The following is a 26,492-nucleotide window of genomic DNA, read 5'->3' on the forward strand; positions in this document are numbered from 1 at the left end:
ATTGAATCCAGTCAGTTATTGCGCGGCGGGCAGTTGCGCGCACGGGCAATCGTCCGCGCGAGCGTCCAGCCCTTCTCGTTCGTGCGAGAAGCGCGCGCGTGCGGCGCCCCCGCTCCAGTCGATGCGCACGACATAGATGCTGTCGAAGTCCGCACTCTCCCAGCGCGGTACGTCGCTCGCGCTGCCGCCATGCGTGGCGACGACGCGGCGCACGAGCGTCTCGATTTCCCGATGTTCCCAGGCAACGAGCACGGTGCGGCCGCGCCAGCGCGGATCGACGAGCGTTGTCTGCAGGGCGTCGATCTTCGAAAAGCCGTACGGCGTCTGGATCGGCATGCCGAACAGGATCGCGGTCGGCTCGATGGTCGCGAGCGGACGCACGTAATAGTAGGAATGGCCGTTGTCTTCCTTCTGCTCGCCGGGGTCGGGCGCGTAGATGGCGTCGGGTTTGCCGTACTTGGCTGCGATCACCGCTGGCAGCGCGAGCGCGCGGTTCAGCCCTTTGCAGTTGAGCTGACCGAATCCCTCTGGCGGCTTTTCGCCATGCCTCACGAAGATGAGTGTCTCGACGTTGCGCGCGTCCTGCGGGTTGCGCGTGGCGGGTGTGCTGCTCGCATTCGTTTGCGTTGCCTCGGCGCCGTTTGGGGCCCCGCTTGCCTGCGGTAGCGGCGCGCAGGCGCATACCAGTGCGCTCAGCCCAGCGGCGAGCATCGGGGCGAGCCGGATTGGCCCGGGGCGTGAGCGCTTCATACTGGGCGTGATGCTCCAGGTGACAAGACAGTGGGAAAGTCGTCCGATTCTAGCAGCGCGGCCACGGCGGCCCTGGTCAGCCGCACAGCGGCGGCGCATTTGCAGCACCTGAGGCCGCAAGACAAAAGGGCGCCGAAGCGCCCGTTTGCTGTTGCACGATCAAAGTGGCGCGATTCGGCGTGCTCCGAGCCGCGCAGGCGCGTAAGAACGCGTCAGGCCGTTTCGCGCACGGCGACGGCCGCTACCGCTTCGCGCCGCCCTGCCACCGCCGGGTACACGATACCCGCGATCACCGCGCCGACGATCGGCGCGACCCAGAACAGCCACAACTGCGAGATGGCCTCGCCGCCCACGAAGAGCGCGGGACCGGTCGAGCGTGCCGGATTCACCGAGGTATTGGTGACGGGAATCGAGATCAGGTGAATGAGCGTGAGGCACAGGCCGATGGCGATCGGTGCGAAGCCTGCGGGCGCGCGCTTGTCGGTTGCGCCGAGAATGACGAAGAGGAAGAACGCCGTCATGACGACCTCGCACACGAACGCGGCACCCATGGCGTAGTGGCCCGGCGAGTGCTCGCCATAGCCGTTGGTCGCGAAGCCGCTCGCGACGAGGTCGAAGCCGGGCTTGCCCGTGGCGATGAGCGCGAGCACGAACGCGCCGATCACCGCGCCCACCACCTGTGCGGCGATATAGGGCACGAGGTCGCGCGCCGGGAAGCGGCCCGCCACGGTCAGGCCCACGCTCACGGCGGGATTCAGATGGCAGCCCGAAATATGGCCAATGGCGAAGGCCATGGTGAGAACGGTCAGGCCGAACGCGAGCGAGACACCCACGAAGCCGATGCCGAGCCCGTGAACCGGGCCGGCGAAGTTGGCCGCGAGCACGGCGCTGCCGCAGCCGCCCAGAACGAGCCAGAACGTGCCGATCAGTTCGGCAATGAGCCGCTTGGATAAGTGCATTGCGTGACACCTCGAAAAGTCGATTTTTGAAGGGGCCGCGTAAAGTACCGGCACCGGGAAATGCCAGATTCTAGGCAGTCGCTTTTTTCGATGCTGTCAAGGATTGTCAATTTTGACGTAATTGATCGAATTATTGCGATTGATGTGTGCGCAATTGCGCCAGAAGTGGTCGATCGTTAAATTGGGAAATGGAGTGATAAAGCAGTATTAATAGCGATTGCGAATTCCGTTATTTACGTCTAATCTCCGATCGAGCCGGTTTCATGAGCAATGAAGGGGGAATAGAAATGTCGCAATACTCAGAACTCAAGGCGCAGATCGCAAAGCTTCAGACTCAGGCCGAAGAGGCGCGGCGCGCGGAGATCGCGGACGTCATCGCCACGATCAGGGAAAAGATCGCCGAGTACGGCCTTTCGGCCCAGGACCTCGGCTTTGCCGAGGCCGCGCGCCGCGGCCGTCCGCCGAAAAAGGCGCCGCTGCCCGCGCGTTATCAGGACCCCAAGTCCGGCGCGACATGGAGCGGGCGCGGCAAGCCGCCCAAGTGGATCGCAGGCAAGAACCGCGAACGCTACCTGATCGCGTGAGGCACGTGGCGGGCGAGGAACGACCGGGCCGCCATATCGCCACAACCGCAAATGCAATAAAAGAGCCGCATGATTCATGCGGCTCTTTTTTGTGCGTCATGCGTAATCGGCGTGTAATGACGTTATTTGACGACTCGCAAACGATTCACGCCCTGCATTTGTCTGGATTTATCACGAAATCTGGAATGCTTCGCACTCAGCCGGCGGCGACACGTCGCAGTACCGGGCGCTGTGCGGCTTCGATGAGCGACGTATAAGTGTCGACGTAATTGCCGGCCATGATGTGCGACGTGAAGCGGCGTTCGAACTGGTTGCGAATCGCTTCGCGCGAAAGCGAATCAATATTCTGAAGCGCTGCCACGGCGCCTTGCACGTCCTCGACGACATAGCCTGTCACGCCCGGGTCGATCACTTCCGGCACCGAACCGCGATTGAAGGCGATCACCGGCGTGCCGCACGCCATGGCTTCGATCATCACGAGACCGAACGGCTCGGACCAGTCGATCGGGAACAGCAGCGCCTTCGCACCCGAAAGGAACTCGGGTTTCTGCTCTTCGTTGATCTCGCCGATGAATTCCACATGGGCCTGCGAGAGCAGCGGCTCGATCTCGGTCTTGAAGTACTCCTGGTCAACCTTGTCGACCTTGGCGGCGATCTTCAGCGGCAGGCCGGAGAGCGCGGCGATCTTGATTGCCGTGTCCACGCGCTTTTCCGGGCAGATCCGGCCGAGGAAGGCCAGGTATTCGGGCTTGCGGTCGGCCTGCGGCGTGAGCAGGTTCTTTGGCAGTCCGTGATAGATCGTGTTCTGCCACGCGGCCTGCGGCAACGGCTGGCGCTGCGAGTCCGAAATCGAGATCACGGGGGCGTTCGGAAACTGCTCGAAAACCGGCTGCAGCTCCGGCAGGTCGAGGCGGCCATGAAGCGTCGTGACAAACGGCGTGTCCATGGTCGTGAAGAGCGGGAAGGGCAGGTAGTCGAGGTGAAAGTGCAGCACGTCGAACTCGTGCGCGACGCGGCGCACGCGCTCGAGCAGCACCATGTGCGGCGCCAGCGCGTCGCGAATCGTCGAGTCGAGGCGCAGTGCGCGCGGCCACGCGGCCTCGAGGTTTGCCGAGGTGACCGAATCGCCGCTGGCGAACAGCGTCACGTCGTGGCCGAGGTCGACCAGCGCTTCGGTCAGATAGGACACGACGCGCTCGGTGCCGCCATAAAGCTTGGGCGGAACGGCTTCATAAAGTGGCGCAATTTGTGCGATTCGCATTGTTCGATCTCCTGGCAAAAAGCCGCGTGTGCAACGAACGCTGTGATGCGGCACTGCGGCGGTACTACGGTATCGGGTTATCCCTGAGTCCGATTATGGGCATTTCGCAGCCCGACACACGCGGTTTTGCAAACGCTTAAAGTTGTTACAGCGGGATACAGCCGGTGTAAGCGGCCATTGCAAAGCGTGACGTGGCCTGGCCGCGCACTGCGCAAGTCTCGTGCCCGAGGCGCTCGAACAAGGGTCGCAAGGCGTTGACCCCAGGGCCGGGCGTGCGCCATTAGCACGCGCGCGTGACGCATCCATGAAAAAGCCTATAATCAGCAGACAAATAAGCAGCTTATGCGCATGACATGACGCGCGCCGCCTCCCACCGCTGCTCCCGCCGCTTTGTCAGAATAATTCCTACACGTTAGCGAAGGTTTTTCTCGCAACGCGTCGCGGCATCCGTCCGATTTCCATTTGTTCCCGCCCCAGCCACAATGCAAACACGACCATAAACAGGCCGTTTGGATGCACTTGGGTTGCATCTGGGCGAGCAAACGTTTTCCGCAGGCGGTCTGACCAGCCGCCGCGATTTGATTCGGGGGAATCCATGAGCGCGACGACGCACAGCGACATGCTCAATGAGATCAAGGAAGTGAACCTGTCGTACCTGTTGCTCGCGCAACGTCTTTTGCGCGAGGACAAGCCGACGGGCATGTTCCGCATGGGCATTTCCGAGCAGTCCGCCGAGGTGCTCGCCAATCTCTCTTTCGCACAGACCGTACGCCTTGCCGCTTCGAACCAGCTGCTTTGCCGCTTCCGGTTCGACGACCACGCCATCCTGAGCGCGCTTGCCGACAAGGGCAAAACCGCGCTGACCCATTCGGCGATCGTCATGGCGGGCCAGGACGTCGAGCAGATCGGCTGAACCGCTTCACCCCGCGCCGCAGCGCGCGGCCGCGCATTGCACCCTTGCTGCCGCGCAAACGGCGGCAGGGGCCACGCGCATTCCTTTGCGGCTTCCAACGGGTGTCTATGGCGACAAAGAGTGTGGTGCAGGAGGTAAAGGAGATCGCGCTTGCGATCGAGCTGATCGAGCTGGGCGCGCGCCTGCAATTGCTCGAAGCGGAGACCTCGCTCTCGCGCGACCGTCTCATCCGGCTCTACAAGGAAGTGAAGGGCGAGTCGCCGCCCAAGGGCATGCTGCCGTTTTCGACCGACTGGTTCATGACCTGGCAGCCCAACGTTCATTCCTCGCTGTTCTACAACACGTTCGTGTTCATGAACCGCCACGCGCGCTGTGAGCCGATTCACGCCATCGTGAAGAGCTACCGGCTCTATCTCGAGCACCTGCGCCTGCACGACGAAACGCCGGCGCTGAGCCTCACCCGCGCCTGGACGCTCGTGCGCTACTTCGCCTCGGGCCTCTTGCAGATGACGCCGTGCAGCCGTTGCGGCGGCCGCTACGTGGCCCACGCGCACGACCCGCAGCGCGGCTTCGTCTGCGGGCTGTGCCAGCCGCCTTCGCGGGCCGGACGCACGCGGCGCAACGCGCTTGCCTCGCAGATCGCGGCCTGAGGCAAATCGACGCGGCTCGATGCACGCTTGATGCCGCTTGATGGTGCCAGATGCTGTCCGTGCAGGCCGGGACTCCGGATAAACCCGGCCCGTCTCCGTTTGGGCGCCGCAAGGCGACTCCAAACGGCGATTGCCGAAACCGCGAACGTATCGTCGCTGGCGGCCGCGGCCAGACACCGGCGCCCACGACGCCCCCTTCCCACGCGGCTTCGCGAACCGGCCCCACATTCATCCGTCATGCGCTGGCAAGGCAGACGGCAGACGCCCGGCCGGCTTGCGATCCGCGCCCATTCAATCCCAAAGTTTTTCGCGCCGTTGCCGTAAACCCAGCTAAGGGCGCGGGCCGACGGCGGTTCGCGGCGCATTTCTAGTGAGGACCCGGCAGTGCTGATTATCGTTGGAACCCTCTTGACGATCCTTTGCGTCTTCGGCGGCTACGCACTCGAGGGCGGCCATCTCGGCGCGCTCATGCAGCCGATGGAATTGCTCATGATCGGCGGTGCTGGCGTCGGCGCGTTCATCCTCGGCAACGGCATCAAGACCATCAAGGCCACCTTGCGCGTGCTTCCCACGCTGTTCAAGGGCGCCAAATACAACAAGGACGTGTACATGGAGCTGCTCGCACTGCTCTATGTCCTGCTCGCGAAGGCGCGAAAGGAAGGCACGCTCACGCTCGAAGCGGATATCGACGATCCGCAGAAAAGCCCGATCTTCACGCAGTATCCGAAGATCCTGGCCGACCACCACATCGTCGAATTCCTCACCGACTACCTGCGTCTCATGGTGGGCGGCAACATGAACGCCTTCGAGATCGAAAGCCTCATGGACGAGGAAATCGAAACGCACCACGCCGAAGGCGAGGCGCCCGCCCATGCGCTCGCGAAGGTGGGCGACGCGATGCCGGCGTTCGGTATCGTCGCGGCGGTGATGGGCGTGGTTCACACCATGGCGTCCGCCGACAAGCCGCCCGCGGTGCTCGGCGAGATGATCGCGCAGGCGCTGGTGGGCACGTTCCTCGGCATTCTGCTTTCGTATGGCCTGATCGGCCCGCTCTCGAGCCTCGCGGAGCAGCGCGTGACCGAGTCGACCAAGATGTTCCAGTGCATCAAGGTGACGATCCTCGCGAGCCTGAACGGCTACGCGCCGGCCATTGCCGTGGAGTTCGGCCGCAAGGTGCTGTTCTCGACCGAGCGTCCGTCGTTCACCGAGCTCGAAGAGCACGTGCGCCGCGTGAAGGCGAAGTAAGGAACGGCCCATGAGCAACAACAAGGACCGCGCAATCGTTGTCAAGCGCGCCGCGCCGAAGAAGGCCGGCCATCATGGCGGCGCGTGGAAGCTCGCTTACGCGGACTTCATGACCGCGATGATGGCGTTCTTCCTGCTGATGTGGCTGCTCTCGTCGGCAACGACCGTGCAGTTGCGCGGCATTGCCGACTACTTCAACCAGCCGCTGAAGATCACGCTCTGGGGCGGCGACCGCAGCGCCGAAGACTCGAGCATCCTGAAGGGCGGCGGTCGCGATATCTCGTCGCAGGACCAGGGCGTCACGCGCCGCAGCGACGGTGCCACCGAGCGCTCGGAGCGCAACCAGTCGAAGCACAACGACGACGACGCCACTAAGCAGCTCGAAGGCTCGCTCGAGCGCAAGGAACAGGTGCGCCTGCACGACCTGCAGGTGAAGCTGATGGCGGCGATCGAAGCGAACCCGGTGCTGCGCCAGTTCAAGCAGCAGATCCGCATTGACTCCACGCTGCAGGGCCTGCGCATCGAGATCGTCGACTCGCAGAAGCGCCCGATGTTCGCGACGGCGCGCGACGTGGTCGAGCCGTACATGCGCGACATCCTGCAGGCGATCGGCAAGACGCTCAACGACGTGCCCAACCGCATCGTCGTGCAGGGCCACACCGACGCCGTGCCTTACGCGGGCGGCGACAAGGGCTATAGCAACTGGGAGCTTTCCGCGGACCGCGCGAATGCGTCGCGCCGCGAGCTGATCGCAGGCGGCATGGACGAATCGAAGGTGTTGCGCGTGCTCGGTCTCGCTTCGACGCAGAACCTGAACAAGGCCGATCCGCTCGACCCCGAGAACCGCCGTATCAGCATCATCGTGTTGAACAGGAAGTCCGAAGACGCGCTCATGCACGACGACTCGACCGCCACCACGCTCTCCGACGACGCAGCGGGTTCGGGCAAGAGCCTGCCCGCGCTCACGCCGGACGCCGTGCCGGTCAGGGCGGCGCCGGCCCCGGTGGCGATCGCGCCGAAGGTGGCCACGTCGGTCGTACCGTCGGTGGCGCCCGCGGTGAGCGTGGCGCCGGCGATGGCAACAACGGCAGCGCCGGCAGCGCAATGACAACGAGGAACGGATGATCAGGAACATTCTGGCGATCGACGATTCGGTGTCCATGCGGGAGATCCTGCGTGCGGCGCTCGGCTCGGCAGGCTACGAAGTGACGGTGGCGAGCGACGGCGAAGAAGGGCTCGAGCATGCGCTCGCCCAGCGCTTCGACCTCGTGCTCACCGACCTTTACATGCCGCGCATGGGCGGACTCGACCTGATCAAGCAGCTAAGGGCGAATCCTTCGTACTTCGAAACGCCCATCCTCGTGCTGACCACGGAATCGGACGAAGGCTTCAAGGCAGCCGTGCGCGACGCAGGTGCGACCGGCTGGATCGAAAAACCGGTGGACCCCGAGTTGCTCGTCGATCTGGCGAGCGCACTCGGCGAGGCCCACCCTTGAGGTGCCGCGCGGCGACCGACCAGGCACCCCCCAGGCAATTAACGCGGTGAAAGAGCAATGACTCTCGACATCACTCAGTTCTATCAGACGTTTTTCGACGAGGCGGACGAGCTGCTCGCGCAGATGGAGCAGCTCCTCCTGAACCTGAACGTCGGTCGCCCGGATCCCGAGGATCTGGCGGCGATCTTCCGCGCAGCGCACTCGATCAAGGGCGGCGCGGCGACGTTCGGCTTCACGGCCCTGACCGAGACGACCCACATTCTCGAATCGCTGCTCGACCGCGCGCGCAACAACGAGCTCGTGCTGCGCAAGGACATGATCGACACGTTCCTCGAAACGAAGGACGTGCTTTCCGACCAGCTCGGCGCGTACCGCGCGAGCGCCGAGCCCGACGCGCAAGCGGCTGCCGCAGTGCGCGCGAAGCTCGAGCGCCTTTATGCGGAAAGCCGCGGCGTACCCGCAGCCGCGCCTGAACCGGCGCCGGCACCGGCCCCCGCGCCCGCGCCGGCCCCGCAGGCGAGCACCGGCGATTCGGAAGAAGATCTCGAAGCCGCGTTCGAAATGCACAGCACGCTGTCTGCTGGCGGTTCTGGCGCGCCCGAACACGTCGTGAGCGAGGCGATCGACGCGGCAGCCTCAGCGCCGGCGGCGAGCGGCGATGCCGGCGCCGAAGGCCCGCACCTGCGCGTCACGCTGCGCGCGGTCGACGCGAAGGACCAGGAGCTGCTCGTCGAAGAGCTCGGCAACCTCGGCCGCATCATCGGCCAGGTGAAGACCGGCGACGACCTTACGCTGTGGCTCGAAACCGATGTGACGTCCGACGACATCATCGCGGTGTGCTGCTTCGTGATCGACGAGAAACAGATTTCGATCGGCCGTGGCGCCGCGCCGCAGGGCGACGCCCAACCGGCAGCGGCAGCTGCTCCCGCCGCAGCGCCGGCGGCCGCATTGACGCCTGCAGCGCCCCCCGCACCGGCAGCGCCGGCGGCGGCGAGCGCCGTGGTGCCCGCCGCGCCGCCTGCGCCGCACGCGGAACTCGAAGCGCCTCGCCCTCCGGCGAGCGCGCCCGCCCAAGCCGAAGGCGAGCGCAAGGCGCGTCCGGCCGCCGCGGCGGCTTCGGCCGAAGGCAGCTCGATTCGCGTGGGTGTCGAAAAGGTCGATCAGCTGATCAACCTCGTGGGCGAACTCGTCATTACGCAGGCCATGCTGGCGGAAACCACCAGCACGTTCGACCCGGCGCTGCACGACCGTCTCTATAACGGCATGGCGCAGCTCGAGCGCAACGCGCGCGACCTGCAGGAAGCGGTGATGTCGATCCGCATGATGCCGATGGATTACGTCTTCAGCCGCTTCCCGCGCCTCGTGCGCGATCTCGCGGCGAAGCTCGGAAAGGAAGTCGAGCTTGTCACCTTCGGTCAAGCGACCGAACTCGACAAGAGCCTGATCGAGCGCATCATCGACCCGCTCACCCACCTCGTGCGCAACTCGCTCGACCACGGCATCGAAACCGTGGAAGCGCGCCGCGCCGCGGGCAAGGACGCCACGGGCCAGCTCGTGCTGTCCGCTGCGCACCACGGCGGCAACATCGTGATCGAAGTGAGCGACGACGGCGCAGGGCTGCGCCGCGACAAGATTCTCGCCAAGGCGATCAAGCAGGGCATGCAGGTCAGCGACACCATGAGCGACGACGAGGTCTGGAACCTCATCTTCCTGCCGGGTTTCTCGACCGCCGAGCAGGTGACCGACGTTTCGGGCCGCGGCGTGGGCATGGACGTGGTCAAGCGAAACATCCAGGCGATGGGCGGCCACGTGGAGATCACCTCGCACGCGGGCAAGGGCAGCACCACGCGCATCGTGCTGCCGCTCACGCTCGCGATTCTCGACGGCATGTCGGTGAAGGTGGGCAGCGAGATCTTCATCCTGCCGCTGAACTTCGTGATGGAGTCGCTGCAGCCGCGCCACGAAGATATCTACACGGTCACCAACGGCGACCGCGTGGTGCGCGTGCGCGGCGAGTATCTCCCGCTCGTGGCGCTGCACCAGGCGTTCAACGTGGAAGGCGCGCGCACGGACCCGACGCAGGGCATCGTCACGATCATGGAAACCGAAGGCCGTCGCTTCGCCATGCTGATCGACGAGCTGGTCGGCCAGCAGCAGGTCGTGGTGAAGAACCTCGAAACGAACTACCGCAAGGTGCACGGCATTTCGGCGGCGACCATTCTCGGCGACGGCAGCGTCGCGCTGATCGTCGACGTGGCCGCGCTCAATCGCGAGACGCGCGCCACGCACGGCGTGAGCGCCAGCGCTAATTCGGGTGCGTTCGCCGAATTCGCGTAATCGTGATGAAGTCCGGACGCACTCAACCAATCATCTCCCAACCGTTCAGGGGCTAACGTGGCAGAAGTCCAATCGATTCAAGGCAACGGCGCGCACGGCGCCCTTGCCGGCGCGCAACGCCGCGACGCGCTGCAGGCCGATGCAGGCGGTCAGGAATTCCTCGTCTTCACGCTCGGCGCGGAAGAGTACGGCATCGACATCCTGAAGGTGCAGGAAATCCGCGGCTACGACAGCGTGACGCGCATCGCGAACGCGCCCGACTTCATCAAGGGCGTGATCAACCTGCGCGGCATCATCGTGCCGATCGTCGACATGCGCATCAAGTTCCATCTGGGCCGCGTCGAGTACGACCACCAGACGGTCGTCATCATCCTGAACGTCGCGCATCGCGTGGTCGGCATGGTGGTGGACGGCGTCTCGGACGTGCTCACGCTGCAGATGGAGCAGATCATGCCGGCGCCCGAATTCGGCGCGACGCTCACGACCGAGTACCTCACGGGCCTCGGCACCGTGGAAGGCCGCATGCTGATCCTGATGGACATCGAAAAGCTGATGACGAGCCGGGAAATGGCTCTGATCGAGGCGTTGGTTTAACGCGCCGAGAGGTAAAACCGGGGGGCCGCGAGGCCAGCGTGAGAGAGAGCGGATAAGCCGCCGCCAAAGAGCGGCAAGCCGCCTTCGTTTTCGCGCGCGCTTCGTGCGTGGCCTTTGGCGTTGCCGCGCCTGGGCAGATAGCCCGCCCCGATTTGCACAGGACAGGAGCAAACGAGATGCTGCAAAGATGGTCGATCCGCACGACGCTCACGGGCGTCGGGGTCATTCTGGTTGCGCTGACCGTGCTGGTCGGCGGACTCGGGCTCGTCGCGCTCGGGCGTGCGAGCGACGCGCTCGGCACGATGGCGCGCGGCGATCTCGTCGCTATGCATGCGCTCAACGACGCCTCGTCGTATCTGCTGCGCACGCGTGTCTCACTCGAACGCGGTAGCGCGCTCGCGGCGGCGGGCCAGGCCGATGACGCGAAGAAGGCGTTCGATCGCGCCGATCAACTGCTCGCGAAATCCAACGAGGCATGGCAGGTCTTCCTGGGCGTGCCGAAGAGCGGTCTCGACGCCGCGATGCTCGATGCGCTCGCAGCCAAACGCGCGGCGCTGATGCAAGACGGCGTTCAGCCCGAATTCGCGGCTCTGCGCGCAAACGATCAAGTGGCTTACCACGCCGTGGCCGATACGAAGATCAGCCCGATGTTCGTCGACTACGACAACGTTGCCGCGCCGCTCGCGCAAGCGATGCAGGACGGCGCGCAGGCGCGCCAGGCCACGGCGAACGAGCGTATCGACATGATGCGCATCGCCATCGGCGCGGTGATCGCCATCGCGCTCGTGCTCGTGGTGGCGATCCGCTTCGCCATGCGCGGCCTTATCGTGCAGCCGCTCGAAGACGCGGTGACGTGCTTCGAGCGCATCGCCCAGGGCGATCTTTCGCAGACGGTCACCGTCTACAGCGACAACGAGATCGGGCGACTCTTCGGCGCCATCAAGCGCATGCAGGAAAGCCTCGTCACGCTCGTGAGCGCGGTGCACACGGGCGCAAGCTCGATCGACGTGGGCGCGCGTGAAATCGCCATGGGCAACACCGACCTGTCGCAGCGCACCGAGCAGCAGGCCGCTTCGCTGCAGGAAACGGCGTCGAGCATGGAGCAGCTCACCGGCACCGTGCGCCAGAACGCCGAGAACGCGCGTCAGGCGAGCCAGCTGGCCGTCAACGCTTCGGACATCGCGACGCGCGGCGGCGAGGTGGTGGGCGAGGTGGTGAATACGATGCAGGGCATCGCCGTGAGTTCGGCGAAGGTCGTGGACATCATCAGCGTGATCGAAGGCATTGCGTTCCAGACCAACATTCTCGCGCTCAACGCGGCCGTGGAAGCGGCGCGCGCGGGCGAGCAGGGCCGCGGCTTCGCGGTGGTGGCCGGCGAAGTGCGCAGCCTCGCGCAGCGCAGCGCGAGCGCCGCGAAGGAAATCAAGGAACTCATCAACGACTCGGCCGAGAAGGTGCAAAGCGGCTCGCAGCTGGTGGGCCGCGCCGGCTCGACGATGGAAGAAATCCTTCAGGCCGTGCGTCGCGTGACCGACATCATGGGTGAGATCAGCGCGGCGTCCGAGGAGCAGTCGGGCGGCATCGAGCAGGTCAATCGGGCCGTTACGCAGATGGACACCGTCACGCAGCAGAACGCCGCGCTGGTGGAGCAGGCGGCAGCGGCGGCGGCGTCGCTCGAAGAGCAGACGCGTCAGCTGCAAAACGTGCTCGGCACGTGGACGACGGGTGGCGCGCAAGCGCGCAGCGTGGGCGCAAGCCCGGCGCGTGCGACGCCGGCCGCGCCGGGCGCCGCGAAACGCACGACGCCCTCTTCGGCAACGGCTGTTGCGAAGCCCGCGGCGGCAGCGCCGGCGGCATCGGCGGACACGGCAAAGGCAACCGCAAAGCCCGCGGCGCAACCGGCAGCGAAGCCCGCGGCGAAATCCGCAGCAACGCCTGCAGCGAAACCGGCTGCGCCTGCGCGCGCCGAGACGCACGTGAGCACGGCGGCATCGGCTTCGGACGATTCGGACTGGGAAACGTTCTGATCGAACGCGGCATAGAAAAGTAGTGAAGTAACTGAACACGACGAGCAACTGCAATGCACATGAGCGCTACACAACGGCAAGACCTGCCGCGCCGGACCCACGGGTCCACGCGCGTTGCGCAGGCCGCCCATGCGCCGCACGCATTGCAACCGGGCAGGCGCGGCGCGCAGCAGTCCTGCGCCGCGGTATCCCATGCAGTGGGCGGCGCGCAATGCGAAGGAGCATCAGCATGAAAGCGCTGCGAAATTCACGCCACGACGGTGATCCGGGCGGCTCGGGCACTCAGGGTGTCGAGAGCAACCGCGATTTCGATTTCACCTCGGCGGACTTCGAGCGCATTCGCGCGCTCATTCACCGCCGCGCGGGCATCTCGCTCTCGGACCATAAGCGCGACATGGCATACAGCCGCCTCGCGCGGCGCCTGCGCACGCTCGGCATCGACAGTTTTCGCGAGTACCTCGACCAGCTCGAAGCGCGCAACGACGCGCACGAGTGGGAAGCGTTCACGAACGCGCTCACCACGAACCTCACGGCGTTTTTTCGCGAGGCGCATCACTTCCCGATCCTCGCGGATTTCGTGAAGCGCCGCGGGGCGCCGGGTGCGCAGCCGGTTTCGGTTTGGTGCTCGGCGGCTTCGACGGGCGAAGAGCCGTACTCGATCGCAATGACGCTCGTCGAAGCGCTTGGAGACCGCGCCGCGCGCGAGGCGCGCGTGCTGGCCACCGACCTCGACACCCAGGTGCTCGCCAAGGCCGACGCGGGCGTCTACTCGTTCGACCAGGTGAAGCATCTGTCGCCCGAGCGCCTCAAGCGCTTCTTCTTCAAGGGCACGGGCTCGCACGCGGGGCTTGTGAAGGTGCGCCCGGAGCTGCGCGCGATGATCAAGTTCGAGCAGCTCAATCTCACCGACGCGGACTACGGCTTGCGCACGACGTTCGACGCGATCTTCTGCCGCAACGTGATGATCTATTTCGACAAGCCGACCCAGGCGCAGGTCCTCACGCGCTTCGAACCGCTCATGAAGCCGGACGGCCTGCTGTTCGCGGGCCACTCGGAGAACTTCACCTATGTCACGCAGGCGTTCCGTCTGCGCGGCCAGACGGTGTACGAACTCACGCGCGGCGCCCATGCCGCGCCGCGCCGCGCGAACGACGCGATCGGAGTGCCCGCATGAGCGCCCGCCTCCCGATCGCGACGAATCGCTATTTCGACACGCATTTCCAGCGCCCGGGCGTGAAGCTGCTGCCCAACGAGTTCTTTACGACGGGCGACGACATGGTGCTCGTCACCGTGCTCGGCTCGTGCGTGGCGGCCTGCATCCAGGACCGCTCCGCCGGTATTGGCGGCATGAACCACTTCATGCTGCCCGACGACGGCGCGGACTCCGCCCACGCGCTCACCGGCGCCTCCGACGCGATGCGCTACGGCGCCTACGCGATGGAAGTGCTCATCAACGAGCTGATCAAGGCGGGCGGCCGGCGCGAGCGCTTCGAGGCCAAGGTGTTCGGCGGCGCGGCGGTGCTCGCGGGCATGACGACGATGAACATTGGCGATCGCAACGCCGCGTTCGTGCGCCGCTATCTCGCGACCGAGAACATTCGCATCGTGGCCGAGGACCTGCAAGGCTCGCATCCGCGCAAGGTGGCGTTTTTGCCGCGCACGGGCCAGGTGATGGTGAAGAAGCTGCGCCTTTCGCAGGACACGAGCGTGGCGGAGCGCGAACAGCAGCTCGCCGCGCAAACCGCCGAGGCGCGCGCCGAACGGCTCGCGCGTGCGCGTGCACGCGTCGAGCTGTTCGGAGTCGGCAGCGCCGGGCGCGCGGGCCCGGGCGCCGCGGCGTCCCAGATTTCCCAATCCCAGCCGCAGGGCGCGCGTCCTCGTATCGAGCTGTTCGGCTCGAGCGGGTCGTCCGCGCTGCGTGCATCCGGTCAAGACAACGCCAGGACAGTAGAGGAGGCGTGAACGCTGTGCAAAAAATCAAGGTTCTCTGCGTCGACGATTCGGCGCTGATCCGCAGTTTGATGACGGAGATCATCAACAGTCAGCCCGACATGACGGTCGTCGCTACCGCGCCGGATCCGCTCGTCGCGCGCGAGCTGATCAAGCAGCACAACCCCGACGTGCTCACGCTCGACGTGGAAATGCCGCGCATGGACGGCCTCGACTTCCTCGAGAAGCTCATGCGCCTGCGGCCGATGCCCGTCGTGATGGTGTCGTCGCTGACCGAGCGCGGCAACGAAATCACGCTGCGCGCGCTCGAACTGGGCGCGGTCGACTTCGTGACGAAACCGAAGGTCGGCATTCGCGACGGCATGCTCGACTACGCGGAAAAGCTCGCCGACAAGGTGCGCGCCGCCGCCCGCGCCCGCGTGCGCGCGCACCATGCGCCCGCCGCTGCCGCAGCGGGTGGCGCCGCGCCCGCTCACGCCGCCGCGCAGGCAGCGAGCCCGGCGCCGATGATCAACAACCGGCTCGTCTCGACCGAAAAGCTCGTGATCGTCGGTGCGTCGACGGGCGGCACCGAGGCGATCCGCGAAGTGCTGCAGCCGCTGCCGCCCGACGCGCCCGCGGTGCTGATCGCGCAGCACATGCCGCCGGGGTTCACGAAGTCGTTCGCACAGCGCCTGAACGGGCTGTGCCGCATCACCGTCAAGGAAGCGGAGCACGGCGAACGTGTGCTGCCCGGCCATGCCTACATCGCGCCGGGTCACGCCCACCTCTTGCTCGCACGCAGCGGGGCGAACTACATCGCGCATCTGTCCGACGACCCGCCGGTGAACCGGCACCGTCCGTCGGTCGACGTGTTGTTTCGCTCGGCGGCGCTGCATGCGGGCAAGAACGCCATCGGCGTGATTCTGACGGGCATGGGCCGCGACGGTGCGGCCGGGCTGCTCGAAATGCGTCAGGCCGGGGCGTATACGCTCGCGCAGGACGAGGCGAGCTGCATCGTGTTCGGCATGCCGCGCGAAGCCATTGCAATGGGCGGCGCCGACGAAATCGCCTCGCTTGCCGATATGAGCCGGCGCGTGATGACCCGCCTCGCCTCGATGGGCGACCGGGTCCAGCGCGTCTGATGAACAACCAATATCGAGAGATCGTGTTGGCCGCAAACGCTTGCACAATCGCTCGCGATTAATTTATCTGGATAGGCAGTGCGCTTCTCTGGATAATTGCCCGGGTTTTCGCCTGGAGGAATGGAACGTGATGGATAAGGGAATGAAGATTCTGGTGGTGGACGACTTTCCGACGATGCGCCGGATTGTCCGCAACCTGCTGAAAGAACTGGGCTACTCGAACGTCGACGAAGCCGAAGATGGCGCAGCGGGCCTCGCACGCCTGCGCGGCGGCAACTACGAGTTCGTGATCTCCGACTGGAACATGCCGAACCTCGACGGTCTCGCCATGCTCAAGGAGATCCGCGCCGACGCGAACCTGACGCATCTGCCGGTGCTGATGGTGACGGCGGAGTCGAAGAAGGAAAACATCATCGCAGCGGCGCAGGCAGGCGCGAGCGGCTACGTGGTGAAGCCGTTCACGGCCGCCACGCTCGACGAGAAGCTCAACAAGATTCTCGAGAAGCTGGCCAAGACGGGGAGCTGACGTGAACGAGCCCATCAGTGCGCAACCCGATGAGTGGCCGGAAGGCGAGGGCGCCGAACCGCTCCCGCAGCCTCCCGAGTTCGACTTCGCGCCGCCCGCCGCGGGCGAGGCGAGCGAGCTGGCGACGGACCGCATCCTCGCGCGCATCGGCCACCTGACTCGCAGCCTGCGCGACTCGATGCGCGAACTCGGTCTCGACAAGCACGTGGAGCGCGCCGCCGAGGCGGTGCCCGACGCGCGCGACCGGCTGCGTTATGTCGCGAACATGACCGAGCAGGCCGCCGAGCGCGTGCTGACCGCAATCGATATCGCCAAGCCGCTGCAGGAAACGCTCGAGCACGACGCGAAGGAGCTGACGAGCCGCTGGGCGACGTGGTACGACGCGCCGATCGGCCGCGAGGAAGTGCGCCAGCTGATGGACGACACGCGCGCCTTTGTGGACGGCGTGCCGCAAGCCACCGCGGCGACCAACCAGCAGCTGCTCGAGATCATGCTCGCTCAGGACTTCCAGGACCTGACGGGTCAGGTGATCAAGAAGATCATGGACGTGGTCTATCTGATCGAGCAGCAGTTGCTCACCGTGCTGGTCGAGAACATCGCGCCGGAGCGGCGCGAGCAGTTCGCGGCGACGGCGGCGGCGCTTGCCGAGACCCAGAGCAGCACGGGCAGCCCCGAAGGCCTGCTCAACGGCCCGCAGATCAATCCGGAAGGCAAGACCGACGTGGTGCAGGACCAGGCGCAGGTCGACGATCTGCTCGCTAGCCTCGGCTTCTGACCTGGCGCGGTTGGCCGTGCGGCAGCTAGCCGTTCGGTTAGCTGCCGCACGGCGTCCAAGGCGGGCATACTAGTGCTCATGCCTTCGTGCCCGGCCGCGACGAGCGTCGCGGTGGTGGAACGAAGCTGAGCCAGCCGTTGCCCGTCCTGCTGCCCCTCGCCGCGACGTTCCCGCGCGGCCCGACAGCGCATGGTGCAACGCGCCATCGCCGGAGGGAGGGGACGCCTTGTATCCATACACATCGTTCTGTGGCAAGGCGGCGCGTCGGTTCGCGCGCCGCGCCGCAACTCGCTGCGCGCCAGGCGCGGCGCTTCCCGCTTCACTGCTTTGCGCACTGCTCGCGGCGCCCCCGGCGCAAGCCGCGCTCGGCGGCGCACCCATGCCCACACCGGCGGGCGCGAGCGTGAGCACTCTGAGCGCCGCCTCGGCGGCCGCCGCGACCGGCAACGCGTCCGCCGTTGCGCGCGCAGCGGTGCAAGCGGCGACTTCCGGTGCCTCCGCGACCTCCACCTACACCGTCCAGCAGACCACGCTCGCCAACGGCACCGTCGTGCGCGAGTACCTCACGCCGGCCGGCACGGTATTCGGCGTTGCCTGGGACGGTCCGCAGATGCCCAATCTCGCCACGCTGCTAGGCAGCTACTTTCCCCAATACACGGCCGGGGTGAAGGCGAGCCACGCCGCCGGTCTCGTGCGCGGGCCGGGCGTGGTCGAAAACTCGAACGTCATCGTGCATTCGGGCGGCCACATGGGCGCCTTCTCCGGGCAGGCATGGCTGCCGCAGGCGCTGCCTGCAGGCGTCAGCGGCTCCGATATCCAGTGACGAGCGGAGGCCGAACGTGCTGACTTCAGTGCTGACTTCACGCGATTCGCGCAGCGTGTGGCTGCGCCCTTTCCAGTTCCTTTCGACCGTCGCGCTCGTGGCTCTCGTTTCGCTTGTCGCCGCCTGCGGAGGCGGGGGCGGCAGCAATAGCAGCAGTTCGAGCGGCAGTAGTGGCGGCAGCGGCAGTGGCGGCTCCGCGGTGCCCAGTCCCACGCAGCAGCCCACTGCGTCCACCGCCGCGAACACGGTGGCCGTCACCGTGAACAGCGGACTGACCGGCACGCTGCCCAACATCCCCACCGTTAGCGTGACGATTTGCAAGGCCGGCACGAGCACCTGCGAGACCGTCGACAACGTTCAGGTGGATACGGCGTCGTTCGGCCTGCGTCTGCTCGCGTCGGCGCTGCCGAACGTGCTGAACTCGCTGCCCACCACCACGGTCAGCGGCGGCACGCTCGCCGAGTGCACGGCCTTTGCGGACGGCTTTACGTGGGGCACCGTGCGTTCCGCCGACGTCAAGCTCGCCCAGGAGACGGCGTCCAACATTCCGATCCAGGTGATCGGCGACCTGGCCTCGAACACGGTGCCGCAGGCCTGCGCGGGCATCGGCAACGCGCAGAACACGGTGCAGGAACTGGGCGCGAACGGCATTCTCGGTATCGGCGTGGCGCCTTATGACACCTTCGGCAACTACTACGCTTGTCCAAACAACACGAACTGCGTCGCGGCCACGGTCGCGCAAACGCAGCTCGTGGCCAATCCCGTGCCCAAGTTCGGCACGGACGGCAACGGCGTGATTCTGGAGATGGCGCCCGTGTCTGACAGCGGAGCGCCCAGCGCGACGGGTACGCTCGTGTTCGGCATCGGCACGCAGTCGAACAACGCGATGACCGCCTCGCAAAGCTTCGTCACGGACTCATCGGGCAGGCTCAGCTCGACCTTCAACGGGCGCACGCTTCAGACCTTCCTCGACTCGGGTTCGAACGCGATCTTCTTCGCCGACAGCAGCCTGCCGCAGTGCGGCGGCAATCTCGGCACGTTCTACTGCCCCTCGTCCACGCAGTCCTTCAGCGCGGCGCTCGTTTCCAATAACGGCGCGACGTCCGGCACCGCGGCCTTCAATGTCGCGAATGCCAACAGCCTGCTCGGCAGCGGCGCGAACTATGCGGCCAATAACCTGGCCGGGCAGTTCGGGTCGTCGGCAGCCCTCGACCTCGGGTTGTCGTTTTTCTACGGCCGCTACGTCTACTACGGCATGGACATGACCGCTTCCGGCGGCAAGGCGCCATTTGTGGCGTACTGAAGCGGCGCACTGAGGTGGCGCACTGAGCGCGCCTGGCGGCGCGCGAGCGCGTTGCGCGTCGCGCGCTGCCGTTCGCCGATGATGGCGCCCCGTTTCCATCGGCCGAAATACCCTGATTTACCCGGCTTACTCCGTCAATCGCCGCTTGCCTTGCGCGGCAATAATCGCTGTCACTGAAAAAGGGCGCGCGCGAGCCGCGCAGCCGCGACGAGCGGCGCGCGCCCACGACCGGAGCATGCGTGGCTGAGGACAGCGACCTCGATAAAACCGAATCCGCCACTCCCAAGCGCCTCGAAAAGGCGCGGGAGGAGGGGCAGGTTCCGCGTTCCCGGGAGCTATCCACGTTCGCGTTGCTCTCGGCGGGCTTCTTTGGCGCGTGGATGCTTTCGGGAACGATCGGCTCCCATCTGCAAGCCATGTTGCGCTCGGCGTTCACGTTCAACCATGCCGACGCGTTCGAAACGCGGCGCATGCTCATTGGCGCGGGGCTTTCCGCGCGCGAGGGGTTCCTCGCGGTCATCCCGGTGCTCGCGCTAACGGGCGTGGCGGCGCTCGTCGCGCCCATGGCGCTCGGCGGCTGGCTGATCTCGACGAAGCTGCTCGAACCGAAATTCGAGCGTCTGAACCCGATCACAGGCATTAGCCGCCTCTTTTCCGTCAACGGGCTGATCCAGCTTGGCATGTCGACCGTGAAGACGGCCGTGGTCGGGGTGATCGGCGGCTCTGCGCTGTGGAACCATCGCGACGAAATCCTCGGCCTCGCGATGCAGCCTGCGCCGCGCGCTTTCGTCGACGGCATGCATCTGATCGCGGTGTGCTGCGGCATGACGGTCGCGGGCATGTTCTTTGTCGCGGCAATCGATGCGCCCTACCAGGTCTGGTCGTACTACCGCCGGCTGCGTATGACCAAGGAAGAGGTCAAGCGCGAGCACCGCGAGAACGAAGGCGATCCGCACGTGAAGGGTCGCATTCGCCAGCAGCAGCGCGCCGCCGCTCGCCGCCGCATGATGACCCAGGTGCCCAAGGCCGACGTGGTCGTGACCAACCCGACGCACTTCGCCGTCGCGCTCAAGTACGCCGATGGCGAGATGCGCGCGCCAAAGGTCGTCGCGAAGGGCGTGAACCTCGTGGCCGCGCGCATCCGCGAGATCGCCACCGAGAACAACGTGCCGCTGCTCGAAGCGCCGCCGCTTGCCCGCGCGCTCTACTACAACGTCGACCTCAATCGCGAAATCCCGGGGCCGCTCTATGGCGCGGTTGCGCAGGTGCTCGCGTGGGTCTATCAGCTCAAGCGCTTTCGCGAACATGGCGGCGACGTGCCGATGGAGCCGACCGACCTCGACGTGCCGCCCGATATGGACAAGGGCGCAGTGAGCGACGCCGACGAAGCGAGCGAAGCCGACGAAGCCCTCACGCCAGATGAGCGCACGGCCGCCGAGGCCGCGAATCGCACCAACGCAAATACCGCATCGAACAACGCCGGACGCGCCGACACGAACCCGGCGCGCGACGGCACTGAAGGAGCAACAGAATGAACGCCCGCACCGGTTTTCTCGCGCGGCGCCCGGAGATGCTGCAAGGCACGAATCTGCGCGCGCTGGCGGGACCGATCCTGATCTGCATGATCCTCGGCATGATGATCCTGCCGTTGCCGCCGTTCCTGCTGGATCTGCTGTTCACCTTCAACATCGCGCTCTCGGTGATGGTGCTGCTCGTCAGCATGTACACCATGAAGCCGCTCGACTTCGCGGCCTTCCCGAGCGTGCTGCTGTTCTCCACGCTGCTGAGGCTTTCGCTGAACGTGGCCTCCACGCGTATCGTGCTGCTCGAAGGCCACACCGGCCCGGGGGCAGCTGGCCAGGTGATCGAATCGTTCGGCCACTTCCTCGTGGGCGGCAACTTCGCCGTGGGTATCGTGGTGTTCGTGATCCTCATGGTCATCAACTTCATGGTGATCACGAAGGGCGCGGGCCGTATCGCCGAAGTCTCTGCGCGCTTCACGCTCGACGCGATGCCCGGCAAGCAGATGGCGATCGACGCCGACCTGAATGCGGGTCTCATCAACGAAGATGCGGCGAGAAAGCGCCGTACCGAGATCGCCCAGGAGGCGGAGTTCTACGGGTCGATGGACGGCGCGAGCAAATTCGTGCGCGGCGACGCCATTGCCGGCCTGCTCATCATGGTCATCAACATCGCCGGCGGCCTGATCGTGGGCGTGGTGCAGCACGGCATGCCGTTCAGCTCGGCGGCCGAGACCTACACGCTGCTCACCATCGGTGACGGCCTTGTCGCGCAGATCCCGTCGCTCATCATTTCGACGGCGGCCGGTGTGATCGTTTCCCGCGTGGGCACCAACGAGGACATCGGCACGCAGCTGACCGGCCAGCTCTTTACGAATCCGCGCGTGCTTTTGATCACGGGCTCGATCATCTGCATGATGGGTCTGATTCCGGGCATGCCGCACTTTGCGTTTCTGCTGCTCGGCGGCGGCGCGATCCAGCTTGGCCGCACGATGAAGAAGAACGCCGAGGCGAAGAAGGCGAGCGCCGTGGTCGCGGATACCGCGCCCGCTGCGCTCGCGCCGGCCGAGAACACCGAGGCGACCTGGGACGACGTGGCGCTTATCGACACGCTCGGCCTCGAAGTGGGCTACCGCATCATTCCGCTCGTCGACAAGAACACCGACGGCGAGCTGCTCAAGCGCATCAAGAGCATTCGCAAGAAGTTCGCGCAGGAAATCGGCTTTTTGCCGCCTGTCATCCATATTCGCGACAACCTGGAACTGCGCCCGAACGCCTACCGCATTGCGTTGAAGGGCGTGGAAGTCGGCACGGGCGAGGCCTATCCGGGCCAGTGGCTCGCGATCAACCCGGGCCAGGTGAGCGCGGTGCTGCCGGGCACGCCGACCACGGACCCGGCGTTCGGCCTGCCCGCCGTGTGGATCGATTCGAACGTGCGCGAGCAGGCGCAGGTGTTCGGTTACACGGTGGTCGATTCGAGCACGGTGGTGGCGACGCACCTGAATCACCTCGTCGTCATGCACGCGGCCGAGCTGCTCGGCCGCCGCGAGGTCCAGGCGCTGCTCGAGCGCGTGCAGAAGGACACGCCTTCGCTCGTGGACGATCTCGTGCCGAAGGTGCTGCCGGTCACGACGCTGCAGAAGGTGCTGCAGAACCTGCTGGAAGAAGGCGTGCCGATTCGCGACATGCGCACGATCATGGAATCGCTTGCGGAGCACACGCCTCGCATTACCGACGCGCACGATCTGACAGCGGCGGTGCGCATTTCGCTTGGCCGCGCGATCACGCAGCAATGGTTCCCCGGCAACGCCGACATGCAGGTCATGGGTCTCGATGCGAACCTCGAGCGCGTGCTTTCGCAAACGCTCACCTCGGGCCCGAACCCCGGCCTCGAACCGGGTCTCGCGCATACGCTGCTCACGCAGACGGAGCAGGCGATGGCGCGTCAGCAAGCGCTGGGCCTCTCGCCCGTGATGCTCGTGCAGCACGCGTTGCGCCCCATGCTCTCGCGCTTCCTGCGCCGCAGCTTGCCGCAACTGAAGGTGCTGTCGTACGCCGAAGTGCCGGATACGCGCAACGTGAAGGTGGTGAATGTGATCGGGGCGCATTGATCGCGCCGGGCGCGTTGCCCACCGGATCGAGGAAAAGCCCGCTTTGGCGGGCTTTTTCGTTAGTCGAGCCGCGTGCGGGCGTGGCGTAAAGCCAGCCTGGAGGCCTCCACACGCCACTTCTCCCACTCGCGCACCTCTCGCGCCGATTCCGCGAATTACCCGCATTTCTCCGCCCTGATCCATCGATCATGGGGGCCCCACCTTCGAAATAATTCCAACATCGGAAAAGGCTTTGCGAGCGACGCACGGCCGGCAGCAATCCAGCGCCATTCCAGCAACAGACGACCGGCGGCGGCATCAGCCGCTTACCTCATCAGGGGCTCAGCTTGAACATTCGCAAATTCATCGGTGGCACCAGCCGCGACGCGTTACGGCTCGTACGCGAAGCGTTGGGTGCGGACGCCGTCGTTCTGTCGAACCGCACGCTCGACGACGGCAGCGTTGAAATCGTCGCGCTCGCGGACCGCGATCTCGCGGCGATCGCGCCGGCCGATGCTGCCGCGGCCCAAGCGCTGGTTGGCTTGAGCGGCCAGGGTGGTCAAGGCGGCGCGTTCGCGCAGCCCTCCGCCATGACGCAAATGCCGCGCTCACCGCGCGCTGCGCCCGGCGCACCGGCTGCGCTCGCCGCCCCGATCGGCGCGGCGAACCCCTACGCGAGCGGCATGCCGGACGTGTTCTCATCGGTGTTCGGCGCGAGCCCGGAAGTGGGCGCCGAAAACGGCGGCGCGAATGCCGACGCCGATACGCCGGATGGCGATCACGCCGCCGACACCGCTGTCTCGCTCGGCCAGGCAACGGGCCAGGCACCGGCGGCAGCGTCCGCCGCAGGTGGGTCGCTTTCGCCTTCGTCGCGCGCCGCGGCAGGCCAGCAGGCCGCGCAATCGGCGATGCCGCCGACGCTGCATGCCGCGCTGCAGGCAACGCAATCGCAGCAAACGGTGCCGCACGCGCACTCGCCGCTGCAAATGGCGCTGCAGGCCGCGACCGAGTCGCTTGCCACATCCGCCTTTGCGCCATCGTTTGCGTCCATGACGCCGGCCGCGAACGCCAACGCCCCGGCCGCCGCCCGCGAAGCCGCGGCGCGCCTCGAGCAGGCCGCCGCCGCGAGCGCGAGCGATGCGCCGCGCACGATGGCCGAGTCGAACCCCTGGCTCATCGATCACGCTCGCCGTATCGCAAACCAGCAGAACGCTCCGCGCGTGCCGGGCATGACGCCCGCGGCCGCAGCCGCACGCGGTCTTGGCAATGTCGCCGATCCGGTGCTGCCGCCCGATGTGGACGCCAGCACGCCCGACTGGGCGCTCGAGGCCGCGCACGTCGCCGCGCGCCGCGCAGCACAGCGCCTCGGCCACGGCCCGGAAGCCGCGGGTCCCGCGCCCGGCAGCCGCAACGCGCAGGGCGCCGACGCGGCACAGACCGTGAGCGAAGCGATCCGCGCGCGCATCGAGCAGGTCGTCAACGAAACCGTGATGAACGAACTCGCCTCCATGCGCGGCATGATGGAAGAGCAGTTCGCGGGCCTCCTGTGGGGCGAGCGCCAGCGCCGCAGCCCGGTGCAAGGCGCGCTCACCAAGCAGCTGTTCGCCGCGGGCTTTTCGGCGCAGCTCGTGAAGATGATGATCGACCGCCTGCCCGAAGTCGAAACCGAAGAAGCCGGCATGGAATGGCTCCAGTCGGTGCTCGAATCGAACCTGCCGGTGCTCGAAGACGAAGAGGCGCTCATGGAGCGCGGCGGCGTGTTCGCGCTGATGGGCCCGACTGGCGTAGGCAAGACCACGACCACGGCGAAGCTCGCCGCGCGCTGCGTGATGCGCTTCGGCGCGAGCAAGGTCGCGCTCCTTACCACCGACAGCTACCGTATCGGCGGCCACGAGCAACTGCGCATCTTCGGCAAGATCCTCGGCGTTTCGGTGCACGCGGTGCGCGACGGCGCGGACCTCCAGCTCGCCCTCACCGAGCTCAAGAACAAGCACATCGTGCTGATCGACACGATCGGCATGAGCCAGCGCGACCGCGCCGTGGCCGACCAGATCGCCATGCTGTGCGGCGCCGGCCGCCCGGTGCAGCGCCTGCTGCTGCTCTCGGCGACCAACCACGGCGACACGCTCAACGAAGTCGTGCAGGCCTACCAGAGCGGCCCGGAAAACGCGCCGCTCACGGGCTGCATCCTCACCAAGCTCGACGAGGCGACCAACCTCGGCAGCGCGCTCGACACGGTGCTGCGCTACAAGCTGCCGGTGCATTACGTCTCGACGGGCCAGAAGGTCCCCGAGAACCTTTACGTGGCGACGCGCCGCTTCCTGATCCGCAGCGCGTTCTGCATACCGCGAGAGAGCTCGCCGTTCGTGCCGCACGAAGACGATATCCCGGCGCTGCTGTCGGCACTCTCGACGCGTTCGAATTCGCAGGCTCCCGAGGTCAGGTTTGGATAAGTTCGTAATCGATCAGGCTGAAGGGCTGCGGCGGCTCCTCGCGCGCGAAGGCTCGCGCGTGGTCGCGGTCACAGGCGGCGCGGGTTCGCCCGGCCGCACGACCGCCGTGGTCAATCTCGCGGCGGCGCTCACCGCGCAGGGTAAGGACGTGCTCGTGATCGACGAGTGCCTCGGACCCCGCTCGGTCTGCTCGCTGGTGGGCAATGTGCGCGGCGCAGGCAACTTCGCCGCCGTGATGCGCGGCGAGCGCACGCTCGACGAAGCCGTGGGGCGTCACGCACTCGGCTTCGGCGTGCTGGCCGCCTCGCGCGACAACCGCGCGCAGTACACGTCCGCGCAACTGCAAAAAGTCATTTCGGGCCCCGCGGACATCGTGTTGATCGACGCGCAGCTCGATGCCGAAGGCGCGCTCTCGCCGCTCGCCATGCACGCGCATGACGTGCTGATCGTCATGCGCATCGGTGCGCAGTCGATCACGGACGCGTATGCGTGCATGAAGCGGCTGCACTTCGCGCATGCGATCGCACAGTTTCGCGTGCTTGCGAATCATGTCGCGAATGCGAGCGACGCGCACACCGCAATCGAAAACCTCGCCGGGGTGGCGAGCCGCTACCTGAGCGTGTCGCTCGAAAGCGCCGGATGCGTCGCCGCCGATCAGCACATGGCGCAGGCGCTCAAGCTCGCGCGCTGCATCGTCGATGCGTTTCCTTCGACGAACGCCGCGCGCGACTTCCGGCACGTGGCCGCCGAACTGCCGCACTGGCCCATGCGACCCGCGGTTTCGGCGTGCTCGCCGGCCACGGCGCGCGCCAGCGCCGCATTCGTCCCCGCGGACGAAGCACACGAAGCGGCGGGCGACGCACCCGCCGACGACCTGGACGGCGTGCCGCGAGACGGCGTCCAGCTACACGCTACGCATGCAACAAACGCCGCACACAGCGCGCTCGCCGCGAACGCCGATTCGTTCGTAGCCAGCGTGACGGGTGTGCATCCCGCACCCAACGCAACATCCGCGTCCGCACCGGCCCATGTGGGCTGGCGGACCGATACGCCCGCGCAGCGCACGTCGCCGCAGCACGTCTGACGTGCTCACGACGACGCCAATCAGGGAC

General features: G+C 66.3%; 22 protein-coding genes and 1 pseudogene. 20 read left to right on the forward strand and 3 right to left on the reverse strand.

The window, feature by feature from the left end; translation table 11 throughout:
* Nucleotides 1-15: 15 nt before the first annotated feature.
* Both U5A52_RS28375 and aqpZ read right to left on the reverse strand, forming a co-directional pair.
* The gene (locus U5A52_RS28375; protein ID WP_321937055.1) at nt 16-750 is read right to left on the reverse strand and encodes a histidine phosphatase family protein; all 735 of its coding nucleotides are present in this window, start codon (nt 748-750) and stop codon (nt 16-18) included.
* 212 nt (nt 751-962) lie between these two features.
* Complete coding sequence (aqpZ, locus tag U5A52_RS28380; RefSeq protein WP_321937056.1) at nt 963-1,709, reverse strand: aquaporin Z; 747 nt, start codon at nt 1,707-1,709, stop codon at nt 963-965.
* A gap of 287 nt (nt 1,710-1,996) precedes the next feature.
* Here aqpZ and U5A52_RS28385 point away from each other — a divergent pair, with 287 nt between their 5' ends.
* Complete coding sequence (locus U5A52_RS28385) at nt 1,997-2,293, forward strand: H-NS histone family protein (RefSeq protein ID WP_321915364.1); 297 nt, start codon at nt 1,997-1,999, stop codon at nt 2,291-2,293.
* A 196-nt stretch (nt 2,294-2,489) separates the two neighbouring features.
* On the opposite strand, the gene U5A52_RS28390 is transcribed toward U5A52_RS28385, so the two are convergent.
* On the reverse strand, nt 2,490-3,554 hold the full coding sequence (locus tag U5A52_RS28390; RefSeq protein WP_321915363.1) for a glycosyltransferase family 4 protein: 1,065 nt from the start codon (nt 3,552-3,554) through the stop codon (nt 2,490-2,492).
* Nucleotides 3,555-4,149: 595 nt separating this feature from the next.
* Here U5A52_RS28390 and flhD point away from each other — a divergent pair.
* The 19 genes and pseudogenes from flhD to U5A52_RS28485 all read left to right on the forward strand — a co-directional run.
* Entirely contained in the window at nt 4,150-4,467 is a 318-nt protein-coding gene (gene flhD / locus U5A52_RS28395; protein WP_321915362.1) for a flagellar transcriptional regulator FlhD, read from the forward strand.
* A 107-nt stretch (nt 4,468-4,574) separates the two neighbouring features.
* Complete coding sequence (gene flhC / locus U5A52_RS28400; protein WP_321915361.1) at nt 4,575-5,117, forward strand: flagellar transcriptional regulator FlhC; 543 nt, start codon at nt 4,575-4,577, stop codon at nt 5,115-5,117.
* A 384-nt stretch (nt 5,118-5,501) separates the two neighbouring features.
* A complete protein-coding gene (gene motA / locus U5A52_RS28405; protein ID WP_028203346.1) occupies nt 5,502-6,362 on the forward strand; it encodes a flagellar motor stator protein MotA in 861 nt (286 codons plus the stop codon).
* Nucleotides 6,363-6,372: 10 nt separating this feature from the next.
* Nucleotides 6,373-7,470: a flagellar motor protein MotB gene (gene motB, locus U5A52_RS28410; RefSeq protein WP_321915359.1), complete on the forward strand. Its 1,098-nt coding sequence runs from the start codon at nt 6,373-6,375 to the stop codon at nt 7,468-7,470.
* Nucleotides 7,471-7,483: 13 nt separating this feature from the next.
* On the forward strand, nt 7,484-7,858 hold the full coding sequence (locus tag U5A52_RS28415) for a response regulator (protein WP_158758898.1): 375 nt from the start codon (nt 7,484-7,486) through the stop codon (nt 7,856-7,858).
* Between the two features lie 57 nt (nt 7,859-7,915).
* Nucleotides 7,916-10,195 (forward strand): chemotaxis protein CheA, encoded by a 2,280-nt coding sequence (gene cheA, locus U5A52_RS28420; protein ID WP_321937058.1) that lies wholly within the window; start codon nt 7,916-7,918, stop codon nt 10,193-10,195.
* A 57-nt stretch (nt 10,196-10,252) separates the two neighbouring features.
* Nucleotides 10,253-10,789 carry a chemotaxis protein CheW gene (gene cheW, locus U5A52_RS28425; protein ID WP_042265902.1) on the forward strand — a complete coding sequence of 179 codons (537 nt, stop codon included), beginning with the start codon at nt 10,253-10,255 and terminating at the stop codon, nt 10,787-10,789.
* Between the two features lie 176 nt (nt 10,790-10,965).
* Nucleotides 10,966-12,816 carry a methyl-accepting chemotaxis protein gene (locus U5A52_RS28430; protein ID WP_321937060.1) on the forward strand — a complete coding sequence of 617 codons (1,851 nt, stop codon included), beginning with the start codon at nt 10,966-10,968 and terminating at the stop codon, nt 12,814-12,816.
* 229 nt (nt 12,817-13,045) lie between these two features.
* On the forward strand, nt 13,046-13,990 hold the full coding sequence (locus tag U5A52_RS28435) for a CheR family methyltransferase (protein WP_321915356.1): 945 nt from the start codon (nt 13,046-13,048) through the stop codon (nt 13,988-13,990).
* Complete coding sequence (gene cheD, locus U5A52_RS28440; RefSeq protein WP_321937061.1) at nt 13,987-14,778, forward strand: chemoreceptor glutamine deamidase CheD; 792 nt, start codon at nt 13,987-13,989, stop codon at nt 14,776-14,778. Before U5A52_RS28435 ends, cheD begins: the two co-directional genes overlap by 4 nt.
* A gap of 5 nt (nt 14,779-14,783) precedes the next feature.
* On the forward strand, nt 14,784-15,890 hold the full coding sequence (locus U5A52_RS28445; protein WP_321915354.1) for a chemotaxis response regulator protein-glutamate methylesterase: 1,107 nt from the start codon (nt 14,784-14,786) through the stop codon (nt 15,888-15,890).
* A 130-nt stretch (nt 15,891-16,020) separates the two neighbouring features.
* The gene (gene cheY / locus U5A52_RS28450) at nt 16,021-16,416 is read left to right on the forward strand and encodes a chemotaxis response regulator CheY (protein ID WP_321915353.1); all 396 of its coding nucleotides are present in this window, start codon (nt 16,021-16,023) and stop codon (nt 16,414-16,416) included.
* A gap of 1 nt (nt 16,417) precedes the next feature.
* Complete coding sequence (cheZ, locus tag U5A52_RS28455) at nt 16,418-17,191, forward strand: protein phosphatase CheZ (protein ID WP_321915352.1); 774 nt, start codon at nt 16,418-16,420, stop codon at nt 17,189-17,191.
* Nucleotides 17,192-17,513: 322 nt separating this feature from the next.
* A complete protein-coding gene (locus U5A52_RS28460; protein ID WP_321937123.1) occupies nt 17,514-18,014 on the forward strand; it encodes a DUF2844 domain-containing protein in 501 nt (166 codons plus the stop codon).
* Nucleotides 18,015-18,030: 16 nt separating this feature from the next.
* Nucleotides 18,031-19,317, forward strand: a complete 1,287-nt coding sequence (locus U5A52_RS28465) for a DUF3443 domain-containing protein (protein ID WP_415774067.1) — start codon at nt 18,031-18,033, stop codon at nt 19,315-19,317.
* A 239-nt stretch (nt 19,318-19,556) separates the two neighbouring features.
* Complete coding sequence (gene flhB / locus U5A52_RS28470) at nt 19,557-20,852, forward strand: flagellar biosynthesis protein FlhB (RefSeq protein WP_321915351.1); 1,296 nt, start codon at nt 19,557-19,559, stop codon at nt 20,850-20,852.
* Entirely contained in the window at nt 20,849-22,948 is a 2,100-nt protein-coding gene (flhA, locus tag U5A52_RS28475) for a flagellar biosynthesis protein FlhA (RefSeq protein WP_321915350.1), read from the forward strand. The genes flhB and flhA overlap by 4 nt, the downstream gene beginning before the upstream one ends.
* A 326-nt stretch (nt 22,949-23,274) precedes the next feature.
* Nucleotides 23,275-25,380: a flagellar biosynthesis protein FlhF gene (gene flhF / locus U5A52_RS28480; RefSeq protein ID WP_321937062.1), complete on the forward strand. Its 2,106-nt coding sequence runs from the start codon at nt 23,275-23,277 to the stop codon at nt 25,378-25,380.
* Nucleotides 25,373-26,155 (forward strand): annotated as a pseudogene (locus tag U5A52_RS28485) (MinD/ParA family protein); the annotation flags it as partial. The gene flhF and the pseudogene U5A52_RS28485, both read left to right, overlap by 8 nt.
* Nucleotides 26,156-26,492 lie beyond the last annotated feature (337 nt).

This window comes from Paraburkholderia sp. J8-2 (assembly GCF_905220195.1).
In the GTDB taxonomy this organism is placed as follows: Bacteria; Pseudomonadota; Gammaproteobacteria; order Burkholderiales; family Burkholderiaceae; genus Paraburkholderia.

Bases quoted from the DNA above. Each gene is read 5' to 3' on its own strand.
- U5A52_RS28375 (WP_321937055.1), bottom strand. From the start codon at position 750: ATGAAGCGCTCACGCCCCGGGCCAATCCGGCTCGCCCCGATGCTCGCC.
- U5A52_RS28415 (WP_158758898.1), top strand. From the start codon at position 7,484: ATGATCAGGAACATTCTGGCGATCGACGATTCGGTGTCCATGCGGGAG.
- U5A52_RS28390 (WP_321915363.1), bottom strand. From the start codon at position 3,554: ATGCGAATCGCACAAATTGCGCCACTTTATGAAGCCGTTCCGCCCAAG.
- U5A52_RS28430 (WP_321937060.1), top strand. From the start codon at position 10,966: ATGCTGCAAAGATGGTCGATCCGCACGACGCTCACGGGCGTCGGGGTC.
- motB (WP_321915359.1), top strand. From the start codon at position 6,373: ATGAGCAACAACAAGGACCGCGCAATCGTTGTCAAGCGCGCCGCGCCG.
- cheY (WP_321915353.1), top strand. From the start codon at position 16,021: ATGGATAAGGGAATGAAGATTCTGGTGGTGGACGACTTTCCGACGATG.
- cheA (WP_321937058.1), top strand. From the start codon at position 7,916: ATGACTCTCGACATCACTCAGTTCTATCAGACGTTTTTCGACGAGGCG.
- aqpZ (WP_321937056.1), bottom strand. From the start codon at position 1,709: ATGCACTTATCCAAGCGGCTCATTGCCGAACTGATCGGCACGTTCTGG.
- U5A52_RS28435 (WP_321915356.1), top strand. From the start codon at position 13,046: ATGAAAGCGCTGCGAAATTCACGCCACGACGGTGATCCGGGCGGCTCG.
- U5A52_RS28385 (WP_321915364.1), top strand. From the start codon at position 1,997: ATGTCGCAATACTCAGAACTCAAGGCGCAGATCGCAAAGCTTCAGACT.
- flhC (WP_321915361.1), top strand. From the start codon at position 4,575: ATGGCGACAAAGAGTGTGGTGCAGGAGGTAAAGGAGATCGCGCTTGCG.
- flhA (WP_321915350.1), top strand. From the start codon at position 20,849: ATGAACGCCCGCACCGGTTTTCTCGCGCGGCGCCCGGAGATGCTGCAA.
- flhD (WP_321915362.1), top strand. From the start codon at position 4,150: ATGAGCGCGACGACGCACAGCGACATGCTCAATGAGATCAAGGAAGTG.
- cheD (WP_321937061.1), top strand. From the start codon at position 13,987: ATGAGCGCCCGCCTCCCGATCGCGACGAATCGCTATTTCGACACGCAT.